Source organism: Pseudomonas sp. B34(2017), assembly GCF_002112915.1.
Taxonomy (GTDB): domain Bacteria; phylum Pseudomonadota; class Gammaproteobacteria; order Pseudomonadales; family Pseudomonadaceae; genus Aquipseudomonas; species Aquipseudomonas pharyngis.
Genome location: NZ_NEJA01000003.1, coordinates 241,419 through 257,010 on the forward strand (window position 1 = coordinate 241,419; position 15,592 = coordinate 257,010).

The 15,592-nt window shown below is 61.8% G+C and carries 15 protein-coding genes; 10 read left to right on the plus strand and 5 right to left on the minus strand.

The window, feature by feature from the left end; genetic code table 11:
• Positions 1 to 208 precede the first annotated feature (208 nt).
• The 6 genes from CAF80_RS10705 (at position 209) to CAF80_RS10730 (ending at position 7,959) form a co-directional block, all read left to right on the plus strand.
• On the plus strand, positions 209 to 2,242 hold the full coding sequence (locus tag CAF80_RS10705) for an ABC transporter permease subunit (RefSeq protein WP_170844920.1): 2,034 nt from the start codon (positions 209 to 211) through the stop codon (positions 2,240 to 2,242).
• A 16-nt stretch (positions 2,243 to 2,258) separates the two neighbouring features.
• Positions 2,259 to 3,929 carry a phosphate ABC transporter permease PstA gene (gene pstA / locus CAF80_RS10710; RefSeq protein WP_011336614.1) on the plus strand — a complete coding sequence of 557 codons (1,671 nt, stop codon included), beginning with the start codon at positions 2,259 to 2,261 and terminating at the stop codon, positions 3,927 to 3,929.
• 93 nt (positions 3,930 to 4,022) lie between these two features.
• Positions 4,023 to 4,856, plus strand: a complete 834-nt coding sequence (gene pstB / locus CAF80_RS10715; protein WP_007954333.1) for a phosphate ABC transporter ATP-binding protein PstB — start codon at positions 4,023 to 4,025, stop codon at positions 4,854 to 4,856.
• Between the two features lie 124 nt (positions 4,857 to 4,980).
• Positions 4,981 to 5,742: a phosphate signaling complex protein PhoU gene (gene phoU / locus CAF80_RS10720; RefSeq protein WP_007954334.1), complete on the plus strand. Its 762-nt coding sequence runs from the start codon at positions 4,981 to 4,983 to the stop codon at positions 5,740 to 5,742.
• A gap of 177 nt (positions 5,743 to 5,919) precedes the next feature.
• Positions 5,920 to 6,876: a response regulator gene (locus tag CAF80_RS10725; protein WP_039765117.1), complete on the plus strand. Its 957-nt coding sequence runs from the start codon at positions 5,920 to 5,922 to the stop codon at positions 6,874 to 6,876.
• A 186-nt stretch (positions 6,877 to 7,062) separates the two neighbouring features.
• Entirely contained in the window at positions 7,063 to 7,959 is an 897-nt protein-coding gene (locus CAF80_RS10730; protein ID WP_039765119.1) for a M23 family metallopeptidase, read from the plus strand.
• A 6-nt stretch (positions 7,960 to 7,965) separates the two neighbouring features.
• On the opposite strand, the gene CAF80_RS10735 is transcribed toward CAF80_RS10730, so the two are convergent.
• The 3 genes from CAF80_RS10735 to phoB form a co-directional block, all read right to left on the minus strand.
• Positions 7,966 to 9,306 (minus strand): hemolysin family protein, encoded by a 1,341-nt coding sequence (locus tag CAF80_RS10735; RefSeq protein WP_007954342.1) that lies wholly within the window; start codon positions 9,304 to 9,306, stop codon positions 7,966 to 7,968.
• 111 nt (positions 9,307 to 9,417) lie between these two features.
• Positions 9,418 to 10,704, minus strand: coding sequence for a phosphate regulon sensor histidine kinase PhoR (gene phoR, locus CAF80_RS10740; RefSeq protein ID WP_254778420.1), 1,287 nt, complete (start codon positions 10,702 to 10,704; stop codon positions 9,418 to 9,420).
• 139 nt (positions 10,705 to 10,843) lie between these two features.
• Positions 10,844 to 11,533 carry a phosphate regulon transcriptional regulator PhoB gene (gene phoB, locus CAF80_RS10745; protein ID WP_003229608.1) on the minus strand — a complete coding sequence of 230 codons (690 nt, stop codon included), beginning with the start codon at positions 11,531 to 11,533 and terminating at the stop codon, positions 10,844 to 10,846.
• A 151-nt stretch (positions 11,534 to 11,684) separates the two neighbouring features.
• On the opposite strand from phoB, the gene CAF80_RS10750 reads away from it, so the two are divergent.
• Entirely contained in the window at positions 11,685 to 12,068 is a 384-nt protein-coding gene (locus CAF80_RS10750; RefSeq protein WP_064600493.1) for a hypothetical protein, read from the plus strand.
• Between the two features lie 63 nt (positions 12,069 to 12,131).
• Here the strand turns inward: CAF80_RS10750 and ubiA are convergent, their stop codons facing one another.
• Together ubiA and CAF80_RS10760 are read right to left on the minus strand one after the other, a co-directional pair.
• Positions 12,132 to 13,022 (minus strand): 4-hydroxybenzoate octaprenyltransferase, encoded by an 891-nt coding sequence (ubiA, locus tag CAF80_RS10755; RefSeq protein WP_074689927.1) that lies wholly within the window; start codon positions 13,020 to 13,022, stop codon positions 12,132 to 12,134.
• Positions 13,022 to 13,573 (minus strand): chorismate lyase, encoded by a 552-nt coding sequence (locus CAF80_RS10760; protein WP_074689928.1) that lies wholly within the window; start codon positions 13,571 to 13,573, stop codon positions 13,022 to 13,024. The genes ubiA and CAF80_RS10760 overlap by 1 nt, the downstream gene beginning before the upstream one ends.
• 199 nt (positions 13,574 to 13,772) lie before the next feature.
• Here CAF80_RS10760 and CAF80_RS10765 point away from each other — a divergent pair, with 199 nt between their 5' ends.
• The 3 genes from CAF80_RS10765 to CAF80_RS10775 all read left to right on the plus strand — a co-directional run bounded on the left by CAF80_RS10765 (position 13,773) and on the right by CAF80_RS10775 (position 15,576).
• The gene (locus CAF80_RS10765; protein ID WP_007954349.1) at positions 13,773 to 13,940 is read left to right on the plus strand and encodes a rubredoxin; all 168 of its coding nucleotides are present in this window, start codon (positions 13,773 to 13,775) and stop codon (positions 13,938 to 13,940) included.
• A gap of 21 nt (positions 13,941 to 13,961) precedes the next feature.
• Complete coding sequence (locus CAF80_RS10770) at positions 13,962 to 15,110, plus strand: NAD(P)/FAD-dependent oxidoreductase (protein ID WP_074689930.1); 1,149 nt, start codon at positions 13,962 to 13,964, stop codon at positions 15,108 to 15,110.
• A gap of 190 nt (positions 15,111 to 15,300) precedes the next feature.
• Positions 15,301 to 15,576, plus strand: coding sequence for an HU family DNA-binding protein (locus tag CAF80_RS10775; RefSeq protein ID WP_003213368.1), 276 nt, complete (start codon positions 15,301 to 15,303; stop codon positions 15,574 to 15,576).
• Positions 15,577 to 15,592 lie beyond the last annotated feature (16 nt).

A 15,592-nucleotide genomic window follows, 5' to 3' on the forward strand; every position in this document is an offset into this window, starting at 1 on the left:
CAAGCGCATTGACTTCAATACGCCTGAGTTGCAACGCAAGCGCCGCATTCGCGCGCTCAAGGATCGCTTCACCCGCTGGTACGTCCTCGTCGGCGGTCTGGCGGTACTGGCAGCCATCACCCTGATCTTCTTCTTCCTCGCCTACGTGGTCGCGCCGCTGTTCAAGGGTGCCGACCTGACCGCGAAAGATGCACTCACCCCGGCCTGGATGCAGGACGCCGGCAAGCCGCTGATGATTTCGCTCGAAGAGCAGAATCAGGTGGCCATGCGCGTTTCCGACAAGGGCCAGGCGCTGTTCTTCGACATCGACAGTGGCGCTGAATTGAAGCGCGTCGATCTGCCCCTGCCGGCAGGCGCCAGTGTGACCTCCATCGGCGAAGACCAGCCGGGCCATCCGCTGGTGGCCGTGGGCCTGTCCAACGGCCAGGCGCTGGTGTTCCGTCACACTTATAAAGTCAGCTACCCGGATGGCAAGAAGACCATCACCCCGGCCATCGAGTATCCGTACGGCGAGACACCGATCGCGCTGAACGAAAGTGGCGGTGCGCTGGAGCACGTCAGCCTCAATGCCACCGATTCGACCCTGATGCTGGTCGGCTCCACCGGTTCGCAACTGAATGTGCTGTCGCTGACCAGCGAAGAAAACATGATGACCGGCGAAGTCACCAACGAGCAGAAGCGTATCGATCTGCCGCAGATGACCGAGCCCGTAAAAAACATCTTCGTCGACCCGCGCCAGCAATGGCTGTACGTGGTCAACGGGCGTGCTCAGGCCGACGTGTTCAGCCTGCGCGACAAGAGCCTCAACGGTCGCTACAAGCTGCTGGAAAACGCTGACGCTGAAGTCACTGCGACTACGCAACTGGTCGGTGGTATCTCGCTGATCGTCGGTGACTCCAAGGGTGGCCTGGCCCAGTGGTTCATGGCCCGCGACACCGATGGCGAGCTGCGCCTGAAGCAGATCCGCACCTTCCAGATGGGCACCACGCCGATCGTTGAAATTTCCGCCGAAGAACGTCGCAAGGGCTTCCTGGCCCTGGATGCCAGCGGCAAGCTCGGCGTGTTCCACAGCACCGCGCACCGCACCTTACTGGTTGATCAGGTCGTCGAAGGCCAAGGCCTGTTCGGCCTGTCGCCGCGCGCCAACCGCGTGATCGTCGAAGCCGGCGGCAAGCTGCAGCCGTTGCTGCTCGACAACCCGCACCCGGAAGTCTCGTGGAGCGCGCTGTGGAGCAAGGTCTGGTACGAGAACTACGACGAGCCTAAATACGTCTGGCAATCGACTGCGGCCAACACCGATTTCGAACCGAAACTGAGCCTGTCGCCACTGACCTTCGGCACCCTGAAAGCTGCGTTCTACGCGATGCTGCTGGCGGCACCGCTGGCCGTCGCCGCTGCGATCTACACCGCGTACTTCATGGCCCCGGGCATGCGCCGCAAGGTCAAACCGGTGATCGAGCTGATGGAAGCGATGCCGACGGTGATCCTCGGCTTCTTCGCCGGTCTGTTCCTCGCGCCTTATGTAGAAGGGCATCTGCCGGGCATCTTCAGCCTGCTGATGCTGCTGCCGATCGGCATTCTGATCGCCGGTTTCACCTTCAGCCGCCTGCCTGAATCGATCCGCCTGAAAGTCCCGGACGGCTGGGAAAGTGCACTGCTGATTCCGGTGATCCTGTTCGTGGGCTGGCTGTCGCTGTACATGAGCCCGTTCATGGAGAACTGGTTCTTCGGCGGTGACATGCGCATGTGGATCTCTCACGACCTGGGCATCACCTACGACCAGCGCAACGCTCTGGTGGTCGGTCTGGCCATGGGTTTTGCGGTGATCCCGAACATCTACTCGATCGCCGAAGACGCCGTGTTCAGCGTGCCGCGCGGCCTGACCCTGGGCTCGCTGGCCCTCGGTGCCACGCCGTGGCAGACCATGACTCGCGTGGTGATCCTGACTGCCAGTCCGGGCATTTTCTCGGCGCTGATGATCGGCATGGGCCGTGCGGTCGGCGAAACCATGATCGTGCTGATGGCCACCGGCAACACCCCGGTCATGGAAATGAACCTGTTCGAAGGCCTGCGCACCCTGGCCGCCAACGTCGCGGTGGAAATGCCGGAGTCGGAAGTCGGCGGCAGCCACTACCGCGTGCTGTTCCTCTCGGCGCTGGTGCTGCTGTTGTTCACCTTCGTCATGAACACCCTCGCGGAACTGATTCGTCAGCGTCTGCGCAAGAAATACTCGTCGCTTTAAGCAAAGGTAGAAGTCTGTGAAACAGAACTCCCTGAAAGGATGGTTCAAGAGCGGCGCCCCGGGCGTCTGGATCAGCGGCGGCGCGGTGTCCATCGCGGTCATCATGACCATTGGCCTGCTGGCGGTGATCGCCGTGCGCGGTCTGGGTCACTTCTGGCCGGCGGATCTGATCCACGCCAGCTATGACGTACCGGGCCAAGGTCAGCATCTGGTCGTGGGCGAGGTGGTGCAGAAAGAAGAAGTGCCGCGCGCCCGTCTGAAGAGCGCCGGCCTGCCGGTGCCGGACGAAGGTCCGGAATTCATGACCCGCGAGCTGATCAAGGTCGGCAACCGTGACCTGAACGGCAACGACTTCACCTGGATCGTCGGCGAGTGGCTGACCGACCAGAAGAATCCGCCGGAGCTGATGGCGCTGGAGCGTCGTGAGTGGGGCAACTTCTACGGCTACCTGGTCAACGTCAAACAGGACGGCAAGGTGATCGCCGAAGGCGAAGCCGCCTGGCCTGAGCTGCAAGCGCGGATCGATCGCGTGAACAAACTTGCCGCCCAGCTCAAGACTCTGGAAAAAGTCGATATCGGTGCGATCAACGCCGGCCTCGAGCGCATCCGTCTGCACGGTCGCAAGCTGGAACTGGAAGGCAAGCTCGACGCCACCGCGCAAGCGGACATGGAATCCGAGCGCGCCGAGCTGAACGCCCGCTATCAGGACATCGAAGCCCGTCTGGCCGACCTGCACGCCCAGTTCAACCGTGACGCTTTGACCGCTCGTGATGCGAACGGCAAGGAAATCGAAATCGGCCTGGGTAAAGTGGTTCACGCCTACCAGCCGAACGCGATGGGGACGTTCACCAAGATCGGTTTCTACTTCAGCAAGGTCTGGGAATTCCTGTCCGACGACCCGCGTGAAGCGAACACCGAAGGCGGGATTTTCCCGGCGATCTTCGGCACCGTGATGATGACCCTGATCATGGCGATGATCGTGACCCCGTTCGGCGTGTTGGCGGCGGTGTACCTGCGTGAATACGCCAAGCAGAACACCCTGACCCGGGTGATCCGGATCGCGGTGAACAACCTGGCGGGTGTTCCGGCGATTGTTTACGGCGTGTTCGGTCTGGGCTTCTTCGTCTACGTGCTCGGTGGCTCGCTCGACCGTCTGTTCTTCCCGGAAGCGCTGCCGGCACCGACCTTCGGTACGCCGGGTCTGCTCTGGGCTTCGTTGACCCTGGCGCTGCTGGCGGTGCCGGTGGTGATCGTGGCCACCGAAGAAGGTCTGGCGCGTATCCCGCGCACCGTGCGTGAGGGCTCGCTGGCCCTCGGTGCGACCAAGGCTGAAACCCTGTGGAAGATCGTTCTGCCGATGGCCAGTCCGGCCATGATGACCGGCATGATCCTCGCCGTGGCTCGCGCCGCCGGTGAAGTGGCGCCGCTGATGCTGGTGGGTGTGGTGAAACTGGCGCCGTCGCTGCCGGTGGACGGCAACTACCCGTACCTGCACCTGGATCAGAAGATCATGCACCTGGGCTTCCACATCTACGACGTCGGCTTCCAGAGCCCGAACGTCGAGGCCGCGCGGCCGCTGGTGTACGCCACGGCGCTGTTGCTGGTGCTGGTGATCGCCACCCTGAACCTGTCGGCGGTGTACATCCGTAACCACCTGCGCGAGAAGTACAAAGCTCTAGACAGCTAAAGCCATTAGCCACAAGCGGCAAGCTACAAGCCGCTTTTGCTCAAACTTGCAGCTTGCAGCTAGAAGCTTGCAGCTACGAACGGAGTGAGACCCATGCAGCACGAAACACATACCCACGGCATCAACATGTCTGCCCTGGGCCGCGACAAGCAGAGCCTGAACCTCGAGCAGGAAACCGTGGCCATCGAAGTACCGGGCCTGAGCCTGTACTACGGCGAGAAACAGGCGCTGTTCGACGTCAGCATGAACATCCCGAAACAGCGCGTGACCGCCTTCATCGGCCCGTCCGGCTGCGGCAAGTCCACGCTGCTGCGTACCTTCAACCGCATGAACGACCTGGTGGACGGCTGCCGTGTCGAAGGCGCGATCAACCTGTACGGCAACAATATCTACCGCAAGGGCGAAGACGTGGCCGAGCTGCGTCGCCGGGTCGGCATGGTGTTCCAGAAGCCTAACCCGTTCCCCAAGACCATCTACGAAAACGTGGTCTACGGCCTGCGCATCCAGGGCATCAACAAGAAGCGCATCCTCGACGAAGCCGTCGAGTGGGCACTGAAAGGTGCGGCCCTGTGGGACGAAGTGAAAGACCGTCTGCATGACTCGGCCCTCGGCCTGTCCGGTGGTCAGCAGCAGCGTCTGGTGATCGCCCGCACCATCGCCGTGGAACCGGAAGTGCTGCTGCTCGACGAACCGTGCTCGGCACTTGACCCGATCTCGACCCTGAAAGTCGAAGAGCTGATCTACGAGCTCAAATCCAAGTTCACCATCGTCATCGTTACCCACAACATGCAACAGGCGGCGCGGGTGTCCGACTACACGGCGTTCATGTACATGGGCAAACTGGTGGAATTCGGCGACACCGATACCCTGTTCACCAATCCGGCCAAGAAGCAGACCGAAGACTACATCACAGGGCGATACGGCTAGCCGTACAGCTGCAAGCGGCAAGCTTCAAGCGGCAAGTTAGAAGCGATGCGGCAGGGAACACCACATAACAGCTTGCAGCTCGTAGCTTGCAGCTCTTGGTTAAACGCTTTTTCGGAGCGAACGCATGATTTCCAAAGAAGGCCTCACTCATCACATTTCCGCGCAGTTCAACGCCGAACTGGAAGAAGTGCGCAGCCACCTGCTGGCCATGGGCGGGCTGGTCGAGAAGCAGGTCAACGACGCGGTCACCGCGCTGATCGAGGCCGACTCGGGCCTGGCCCAGCAAGTGCGCGAGATCGACGACCAGATCAACCAGATGGAACGCAACATCGACGAAGAATGCCTGCGCATTCTGGCCCGTCGTCAGCCGGCGGCCTCCGACCTGCGTCTGATCATCAGCATCTCCAAGTCGGTGATCGACCTGGAGCGTATCGGCGACGAAGCGACCAAGATCGCCCGCCGTGCGATCCAGTTGTGCGAAGAAGGCGAAGCGCCGCGCGGTTACGTCGAGGTTCGCCACATCGGCGACCAGGTGCGCAACATGGTCCGCGATGCGCTGGACGCCTTTGCACGCTTCGACGCCGACCTGGCGTTGTCGGTGGCGCAGTACGACAAGATCATCGACCGCGAATACAAGACCGCCCTGCGCGAGCTGGCGACCTACATGATGGAAGACCCACGCTCTATCTCGCGGGTCTTGAGCATTATCTGGGTGCTGCGTTCGCTGGAGCGGATCGGCGACCACGCGCGCAACATCTCGGAGCTTGTGATTTATCTGGTGCGCGGCACCGATGTGCGGCACATGGGCCTCAAGCGCATGAAGGAAGAAGTTGAAGGGACAAGTGGCGAAACCGCTAATGTTCCGGGCGATGCTGACGATAAGTAAGATTGCCTGAGAAAAGCGCCCGGCCCTTTGGCCGGGCGTTTTTGTTTCTGCTTCTCATAGGCAGAACCGAAATAAAAAGCAGCACCCGCGAACGAAAAGTCCCGGCGTGACTGAAGAGTTTTGGCAATGTGCCATCAGCCAGCGTTATGCTTGCCGGGATTTTAATAGGGGTGTTGGATGAGCAAGATCAGTGTGTTGGTCGTGGACGATGCATCGTTCATTCGTGACCTGGTGAAAAAGTGCCTGCGTAATTACTTCCCGGGGATCCGCACCGAGGACGCCATCAATGGCAAGAAGGCTCAGGCCATGCTGGCCAAGGAAGCCTTCGACCTGGTGCTGTGCGACTGGGAAATGCCGGAAATGTCCGGTCTCGAACTGCTGACCTGGTGCCGTGAGCAGGACAACCTCAAGACCATGCCATTCATCATGGTCACCAGCCGGGGCGACAAGGAAAACGTCGTGCAGGCGATCCAGGCCGGCGTTACCGGTTACGTCAGCAAGCCGTTCACCAACGAGCAACTGCTGACCAAGGTCAAGCAGGCCCTGAACAAGGTCGGCAAACTCGACACCCTGATGAACAGCGCCCCGACCAAGATGAACTCGGCGTTCGGCAACGACTCCCTGAGCGCGTTGACCGGTGGCAAGGCTGCCGTGGTTGGTTCTCCACCGACGGCTGCGGCAGTGAATCCGTTTGCCAAGCCTGCCGCTGCGGCCCCGGCACCTGCCGCCGCGCCACAGCGTGGCCTGCTCAACAGCCCGCCTGTGAAAGCCCCGGCAGCCTCCAGCGCTCCGGCCGGCGGTCGCGGTCAGGGTCAACTGCGCCTGCCAAGCGGCACCCAGCAATGCGTGATCAAGGCCCTGAGCATCAAGGAAGCGCTGCTGGTGGTGAAACGCACCGACACCCTGCCGCAGATCCTCGACAGCGCCGTGCTCGATCTGGAGCAGGGCGACAACGCCGAAATCGCCCGTCTCAACGGCTACCTGCACGCCGTCGTTGCCCACGAACCGAAACCCGACAGCGACTGGCTGCAACTGACCTTCCGCTTCGTCGACCAGGACGCGCAGAAGCTCGACTACATCTCCCGCCTGATCGCCCGCGGCACGGCGCAGAAGCACTTCGTTCCGGGCGCGTAAGCGTCGTTTTACGCTGATCGTTCCCACGCTCCGCGTGGGAATGCCTCAAGGGACGCTCTGCGTCCCCACGCAGAGCGTGGGGACGATCATCTCCTGCACCTGCCATTTTGAAACATCTGTCGACTAGCCTGGTCTGCTTCAGCTGCTAGGCTCATTCCCAGGCCTTACTCGACAGAACTTTTGCCCATGCCCCTGCGCCTGCTGTTTTTCTGTGGTCTGTTCATGGCCTCCACCTCGACGGTGGCCATGACGATCTACAAATCCACCGATGCCAACGGAGTGGTTTCGTACAGCGACCGTCCGAGCAAAGGCTCCCAGGTGTTCGTGTTTCAGGACCGGATGGTCGAGCGCCTGGAGCGCCAGGTCTATCTCGACATCAAGAAGCAGAAGGGCGCGGACGTGGTGTTCGTGCGCAACGACCTGTATGCGCCGGTCGAGGTTGCCCTGGCGTTTACCGGGATGAGCAACGTGCGCGGCGCACCGGCGCAAACGATTCGCCGGGTGCTGCCGGCGCGCAGCAATACGCGGCTGGCGTTGCTGACGCCGGTATCCGGTGGCAAACCGCTGGTGTACACGCCGATGTTCCAGTATTCCCTCGGCGATCCGGCTGGCGCGGCTCAGGGCTATCGTTATCCGTTTCCATGGCGTGGCGGGCCGTTTCGCCTGAGTCAGGGCGCCAATGGTGATTACAGCCACTTCGGGCCGAAGAACAAATACGCGATGGACATTGCCATGCCGGTCGGCACGCCGATCATCGCGGCGCGCGCCGGGGTGGTGGTGAAGACCGAGAATTCCCAGAACGGACGCGGCACGGATCCGTCCGGCAACTTCGTGCGGATCCTGCACGACGACGGCACGATGGGCGTGTACCTGCATCTCAAACAAGGGTCGGTGAGTGTGCGCGAGGGGCAGCGAGTGGCGGTGGGCAGTCCGCTGGCGCTGTCCGGCAACACCGGCAACAGCAGCGGCCCGCACCTGCACTTCGTGGTGCAGCGCAATACCGGGATGGGGCTGGTGTCGATTCCGTATCAGTTCAACCGGCCGCTGGGGGCGTTGCCCAACTTTGCGCTGGGCAAGCAGTAAACCCCGTCAGTCGAGCATCAGCACCTTGGCCAGAATGATCTTCGGACCTTTCATCTTTTTGATGATGATCCGCAGGCCTTCGACTTCCAGCACTTCTTCCTCTTCCGGCACCCGTTTCAGGGTTTCGTAGATCAGCCCGGCGAGGGTTTCGGCTTCGATGTGATCCAGGTCGATCCCCAGCAGGCGCTCGACCTTGAACAGCGGCGTATCGCCCCGCACCAGCAACTTGCCCGGCTGGTAGGCGAGGATGCCGCGCTCGGCCTTGCGGTGTTCGTCCTGGATGTCGCCGACCAGAACTTCCAGCACGTCTTCCATGGTCAGGTAGCCGATGATGTTGCCGTCGGCTTCTTCAACCACAGCGAAGTGCGAGCCGCCCTTGCGGAACTGTTCCAGCAGCTGCGACAGCGGCATGTGCCGCGACACGCGTTCCAGCGGGCGGGTCAGTTCGGCGAGGTTGAACGACTCGGGAATGTGATCCAGCGCCGCCAGCTCCAGCAGCAGATCCTTGATGTGCAGCAGGCCGACGAACTCCTTGCGCTCGCTGTCGTACACCGGATAACGGCTGAACTTGTGGCGACGGAACATCGCCAGGATTTCTTTCAGCGGGGCGTTGAATTCGAGGGTAATCAGGTCTTCCCGGGAGTTGGCCCAGTCGACCACTTCCAGTTCGCCCATTTCCACCGCCGAGGCCAGCACGCGCATGCCCTGGTCGCTCGGGTCCTGACCACGGCTGGAGTGCAGGATCAGTTTCAGTTCTTCACGGCTGTAATGGTGCTCGTGATGCGGGCCGGGTTCACCTTGTCCTGCAATGCGCAGGATGGTGTTGGCGCTGGCGTTGAGCAGGTAGATCGCCGGGTACATGGCCCAGTAGAACAGGTACAGCGGCACCGCCGTCCACAGCGACAGCAGCTCGGGTTTGCGGATCGCCCAGGATTTGGGTGCGAGCTCGCCGACCACGATGTGCAGGTACGAAATGATGAAGAACGCGGTGAAGAACGAGATGCCTTTGACGACTTCCGCCGACTGCACGCCGACCGCGCTCAGCAGCGGTTCGAGAATGTGCGCGAACGCCGGCTCGCCGACCCAGCCCAGGCCGAGGGAGGCGAGGGTGATACCGAGCTGGCACGCCGAGAGGTAAGCATCGAGCTGACTGTGCACCGTGCGCAGGATGTGCCCGCGCCAGCCGTGCTGTTCAGCGATGGCTTCGACCCGGGTCGAGCGCAGTTTGACCATGGCGAATTCCGCCGCAACGAAGAAGCCGTTGAGCAGAACCAGGATCAGAGCGAAAAGAATCATGCCGAAATCGGCGAATATTGTTGCGAGGGACAAGCCAGGGGAAGGGTCCATGATGGAGTTTTGCGGGTTCCGTGTGATTCGAAAGAAAGAAAAATCCGCACCTGAAAGGCAGGCGCAAGTCAGCCAATGTAGCGGCTGACCTGGCGATTGCCTAGTCCGGCATTACTCAGTGGCGCTGATGACCCGTGCCTGAGCGACCTGCGCCGGGGCGAAATGGCAGGTGAAGGTGCTGCCATGACCGGGCACGCTGCTGATCTCCATCCGTGCGCGATGGCGCAGCAGCACGTGTTTGACGATGGCCAGGCCCAGGCCGGTGCCGCCGGTGTTGGAGTTGCGGCTGGAGTCGACGCGGTAGAAGCGTTCGGTCAGGCGCGGCAGGTGTTTGCTGTCGATGCCGATCCCGGAATCCTGCACGCTGAGGTGTGCGCCTTGATCGTCGCCCCACCAGCGAATGCTGATATTGCCTTCGGCCGGGGTGTATTTGACCGCGTTGAACACCAGGTTGGAAAACGCACTGCGCAGTTCCGCCTCGCTGCCCTTGAGCAGAATGCTGGTGTCGGCTTCCAGGGTGATTTTCTGATTCTTCGATCCTGACAGCTGCTGCGCGTCGCTCTTGATCGACTGCAACAGGGTGTCGATGTGCACCGGCTGGTTGTCCGACGGGTAGTCGGTGGCTTCCAGCTTGGCCAGCAGCAGCAGGTCGTTGAGCAGGGTCTGCATGCGTCCGCCCTGTTGCTGCATCTGCTGCAGGGCACGGCTCCAGCGCGGGTTCACTTCCTCGACGTTGTCGAGCAGGGTTTCCAGGTAGCCGCAGATCACCGTCAGTGGGGTGCGCAGCTCATGGGAGACGTTGGCGATGAAGTCCTTGCGCATCTGTTCCAACTGATGGATGCGCGTGACGTCGCGGACCAGCATCAGGTGCTCGTTGTTGCCGTACCGCGTGAGGTACAGCTGGATGCGTACGCGATCGTTGGTCGGCGAAGGGATTTCCAGCGGCTCGGCGTAGCTTTCCTGCTCGAAGTATTCCTTGAAACGCGGATGGCGGACCAGGTTGGTTACCGGTTGGCCGCTGTCCTGCGGGGTCTTGAGGCCGAGCAGGGTTTCGGCGGCGCGGTTCCACCACTCCAGGTTGCCGTCGCTGTCGAGCATGATCACCGCGTCTTTCAGCGCGGCGGTGGACTCCTGAACGCGGTCGATCACCGCTTGCAGGCGTCCGCGTACCCGTTGGTCGCGGCGTTGCAGGTGGTAGATGCTGTCGAACACCTCGCCCCACAGGCCGTAGCCGTCGGGCGGTGCTTCATCGGGTTGGTGCAGGCGCAGCCATTCGTGCAGGCGCAGCAGTTGCTTGAGCGTCCAGGCCAGATAAAGGCCCAAGCCCGCCGCCAGGCTCCAGCCGTAGTAGCCGGTGATCAGGCCGATCACCAGGCAGCCGGTGACCAGCAACAGCATGTGGCGAATCAGGGTGCCATGCCAGTTTTGGTTCACGGAACGTCCTTAAACGCAGCGTCGAGTGTCGAGCTGCAAGCTTCAAGCTAAAGCGGATCGGCTTTTACTTGCCGCTTGTAGCTAGAAGCTTGCAGCTGCCTATTTATGCTTTGGTGGAGAACCGGTAGCCGGTGCCGCGCACGGTTTGTACCAGATTTTCGTAGGCGTCGCCGAGAGCCTTGCGCAGGCGCCGGATGTGCACGTCGACGGTGCGCTCTTCAACATAGACGTTGCCGCCCCAGACCTGGTCCAGCAACTGGCCACGGGTGTAGGCGCGTTCCTGGTGGGTCATGAAGAATTGCAGCAGGCGGTATTCGGTCGGGCCCATCTCGGCCGGACGGCCATCGATGGTCACGCGGTGGCTGATCGGGTCGAGCAGCAGGCCGCCGACTTCGATCGGCGCTTCGCCATCGGTCGGGCCGGCGCGACGCAGCACGGCCTTGAGGCGTGCCACCAGTTCGCGGGGGGAAAACGGTTTGGTGATGTAGTCGTCGGCGCCGACTTCCAGGCCCTGGATCTTGTTGTCCTCTTCGCCCTTGGCAGTGAGCATGATGATCGGGATGTCCCCGGTCAGCTCGTCACGCTTGAGGCGGCGGGCCAGCTCGATGCCGGAAGTGCCGGGCAGCATCCAGTCGAGCAGGATCAGGTCCGGTTTGCGGTCGACGATGATGGCGTGGGCCTGCTGCGAGTTCTCTGCCTCGAGGCAGTCATAGCCGGCCATTTCCAACGCAACGGCGATCATTTCGCGAATGGGCGCTTCGTCGTCGACGATCAGAATGCTCCTGCCAACCATGCCTTAATCCTCTTGTCATTTAACTGTCTTGCGCCGCATTAGATAACGGAATTATTGCAGTCGTGTGACAGTATTTTAGTCCGGCGGCGATTGTGCGAATCCTGAACTAAGCTCTAAGTCCGAATCCTGACAACCACAAGAGAAGGTTTCCATGACTCAAATGACTGCTTCCTTTAAGGCTTTGCTGATGGCTGCTGCCCTGACTCTGCCCGGACTGGCGATGGCGGCCGAGCCGGCCATGATGAAAGACGGAATGATGGTCGACCACAAGGGCATGACGCTTTACACGTTCGACAAGGACAGTGGCGGCAAGTCGATGTGCAACGACGATTGCGCCAAGAACTGGCCGCCGTTGATGGCGCCGGCGGATGCCAAGGCTGAAGGTAAATGGACAGTCATCAAACGCGATGACGGCATGATGCAGTACGCCTACGACGGCAAGCCGCTGTACACCTTCGTGAAGGACGAGAAGCCCGGAGAAATGAAGGGCGATGGCATGAAGGACGTGTGGCACGTGGTTCACGAGCACAAGTAATTCATTGGCAGTGAATCAGGATCGCGGCCCGCAGGCATTGCCTCGGGCCGCGATTTCTTGAGATCAGCGCAACGCGTAATCCAGCACGATCCCTACGAAAATCGCCAAACCGGCCCAATGGTTGTGCAGGAACGCCTTGAAGCAACGCATCCGGTCCCGGTCCCGGGTGTACCAGAATTCCCAGGCGTAGCACCCGGCGGCTACCAGCAGGCCGAGGTGGAACCAGATTCCCAGCTCGAATTTCGACCCCGCCAGCACCAGACAGCCCAGCGACAGCGCCTGCAAGGTCAGGATGATCACCCGGTCTGCATCGCCGAACAGGATCGCCGTGGATTTCACGCCGATCTTCAGGTCATCGTCGCGGTCGGTCATTGCGTAATAAGTGTCGTAGCCCACCGTCCACAGCAGATTGGCGATCCACAGCAGCCAGGCGGTTGCCGGCAGCTCACCGGTTTCGGCGGTGAACGCCATCGGCATGCCCCAGGAGAACGCCGCGCCCAGCACCACTTGCGGGTAATAGGTGTAACGCTTCATGAACGGGTAGGTGAACGCCAGCGCCAGACCGCCCAGCGACAGCCAGATGGTCGCGGCGTTGGTGCACAGCACCAGCAGGAAACTCACGCCCATCAGCAGCGCGAAGAACACCAGTGCCTCTTTCGAGCTGATCCTGCCGGCAGCGATAGGTCGCTGCGCAGTGCGTTTGACGTGGCCGTCGACCTTGCGGTCGGCCCAGTCGTTGATCACGCAGCCGCCGGCACGGGTCAGCACCACGCCGAGGACGAAAATCACGATATTGGCCAGCGACGGCGAGCCTTTGCCGGCAATCCACAGCGCCCAGAGCGTCGGCCACAGCAGCAGGTAAATGCCGATCGGCTTGTCCATCCGGGTCAGCTGGATGAAGTCCCAGGCACGCGGGTTCAAGCGATTCAGGGATTTGAGCAGACTTTGGTACATCAGCAGTTCTCCGGACGGGCGCGGACGGCATCCCACAGCGTAGGCAGGAAAATCTCCGCCACCAGTACGCTTAATGCATCACGGTCGAAACGCGAACGCCGTCCCCACAGGCCGGCAGCCCGGGAGCCTTCCGGCAACCAGTGTTCCGGGTAATGGCAGACTTCGATGGCGCGGCGCTGGAAGGCGTGATCGCAAAACAGCAGTTCGCCCAGCGAGCGGCTGCCCAGTTCATCCATGTGCAAGCCGTCGCCCTGCAAGGCACTGCGCGACGCCACGCTGCGGGCGAACACCCAGGCCTGGCCATGCCCGCGCAGATACACCTCGCGCACCCAGCCCTCGCTGCCTTCGGCCAGGTCCAGCGCGGCGCATTCGTCGTCTCGCAGGGTCTGCCAGCCTTCGAACAGCGGCGTCACGCTGAAGCCGTCATCGGACAGGCGCGTCAGCCGGCGGGTCAGGGAGCCTTCGTCGAACAGCCAGTCGCGCGTGGATGTGTCGGGGAGGGGTGTCAGTTCGCTTTGCGGGCGCCACAGCGGAGCGTTTGTGTGTTGCACAATGAGTCATTATTGGCAGCAAATGAGGCGGCGAGCTTACCATGGCGAGCCGCGAGTTTGATTGATCCGGGTCGCCGCTGCGCCGAACAGGCTTGCATCTGCCCGGCACGATCAGTACAAAACGCCCTGAGCCGGACGGCAGCGCTGCACCATCGACCGTCCGCGCCGGTTAAAGCCTGAACCCTGAGGAAGTACCTGAATGAAAAAGTGGCAATGTGTGGTCTGCGGCCTGATTTACAACGAAGCCGACGGCTGGCCGGATGACGGCATTGCGCCGGGCACCCTGTGGCAGGACGTGCCGGAAGACTGGCTGTGCCCGGACTGCGGCGTCGGCAAGATGGACTTCGAAATGATCGAAATCAACTGAGAAAACACTGAGGAGTAGGGCATGAGCGCACCTGTCGTAATCGTTGGCACCGGGCTTGCGGGTTACAACCTGGCTCGCGAGTTTCGCAAATTCGATGGCGAAACCCCGTTGCTGCTGATTACCGCCGATGACGGTCGCTCCTACTCCAAGCCGATGCTGTCCACCGGCTTCGGCAAGAACAAGGACGCCGACGGCTTGAGCATGGCCGAGCCGGGCGCGATGGCCGAGCAGTTGAAGGCCGAGATCCGCACCCATACCCGCATCAGCGGCATAGATCCGGGCCACAAGCGGCTGTGGATCGGCGAGGAAGCAGTGAGCTATCGCGACCTGATCCTCGCCTGGGGCGCGGAAACCGTACGTGTGCCGATCGAAGGCGACGGCGGGGATCTGGTGTTCCCGATCAACGATCTCGAAGACTACGCGCGCTTTCGCGCCGCAGCCGCTGGCAAGCGCCGAGTGTTGCTGCTCGGCGCCGGACTGATCGGCTGCGAGTTCGCCAATGACCTGATTCTGGGTGGCTACGAGGTGCAACTGGTTGCACCGTGCGAGCAGGTGATGCCGACCCTGCTGCATCCCGCTGCGGCGGCTGCGGTGCAGGCCGGGTTGGAAAGCCTCGGTGCGCGTTTCCATCTCGGCCCGGTGCTGACCCGTCTGCAAAAAGTCGCGGATGGGCTGGAAGCACACCTGTCCGACGGCCAGGTCATCCCTTGCGATGTGGTGGTCTCGGCCATCGGCCTGCGCCCGCGGATCGATCTGGCCGCAGCAGCCGGCATCCAGACCAATCGCGGCATGGTGGTCGACCGTCATCTGCAAACCTCTCACGCCAACATTTACGCCCTGGGCGACTGCGCCGAGGTCAACGGGCTGAATCTTCTGTACGTCATGCCCCTCATGAGTTGTGCGCGAGCGCTGGCACAGACCCTGGCCGGCAACCCGACCGTGGTGAACTACGGACCGATGCCGATCACCGTGAAAACCCCGGTCTGCCCGCTGGTGGTTTCCCCGCCGCCACGGGGCCGCGAAGGCGTCTGGACGGTCGAAGGGCAGGGCGCCGACATCAAGGTGCTGTGCCACGACGCAGACGGGCAATTGCTCGGTTACGCCCTGACCGGCGCGGCGGTGATGGAAAAACTCGCACTGAACAAACAGCTTCCGGCCTTGCTGGCGTAAATACCGGTCGTTCTGTCGGAATCACCCCGCTTTTGCCCCCACAAACGTCGCGGGGAGACTGGCGCCGCCTTTAACCGCGTGCCATCCTCACTCCCGTCTGCCGCAGAGTAGAGCCTGCGGCGCCTTGGGCGCTGTTCCAACGAGAACAGCACGGACATAACAACAAAAAACCGTCAAAGGGGCTTCACTAATGCGTAAACCAGAACTCGCCGCTGCAATCGCTGAAAAAGCGGATCTGACCAAAGAGCAGGCCAACCGCGTTCTCAACGCCGTTCTCGAAGAAATCACCGGCGCCCTGCACCGCAAGGACAGCGTCACGCTGGTGGGCTTCGGCACCTTCCTGCAACGCCACCGCGGTGCCCGCACCGGCAAAAACCCGCAAACCGGTGAACCGGTGAAGATCAAGGCCAGCAACACCGTTGCGTTCAAGCCAGGCAAATCGTTGAAAGACAGCGTTAATCCATAATGGCGGTAAACGCCCG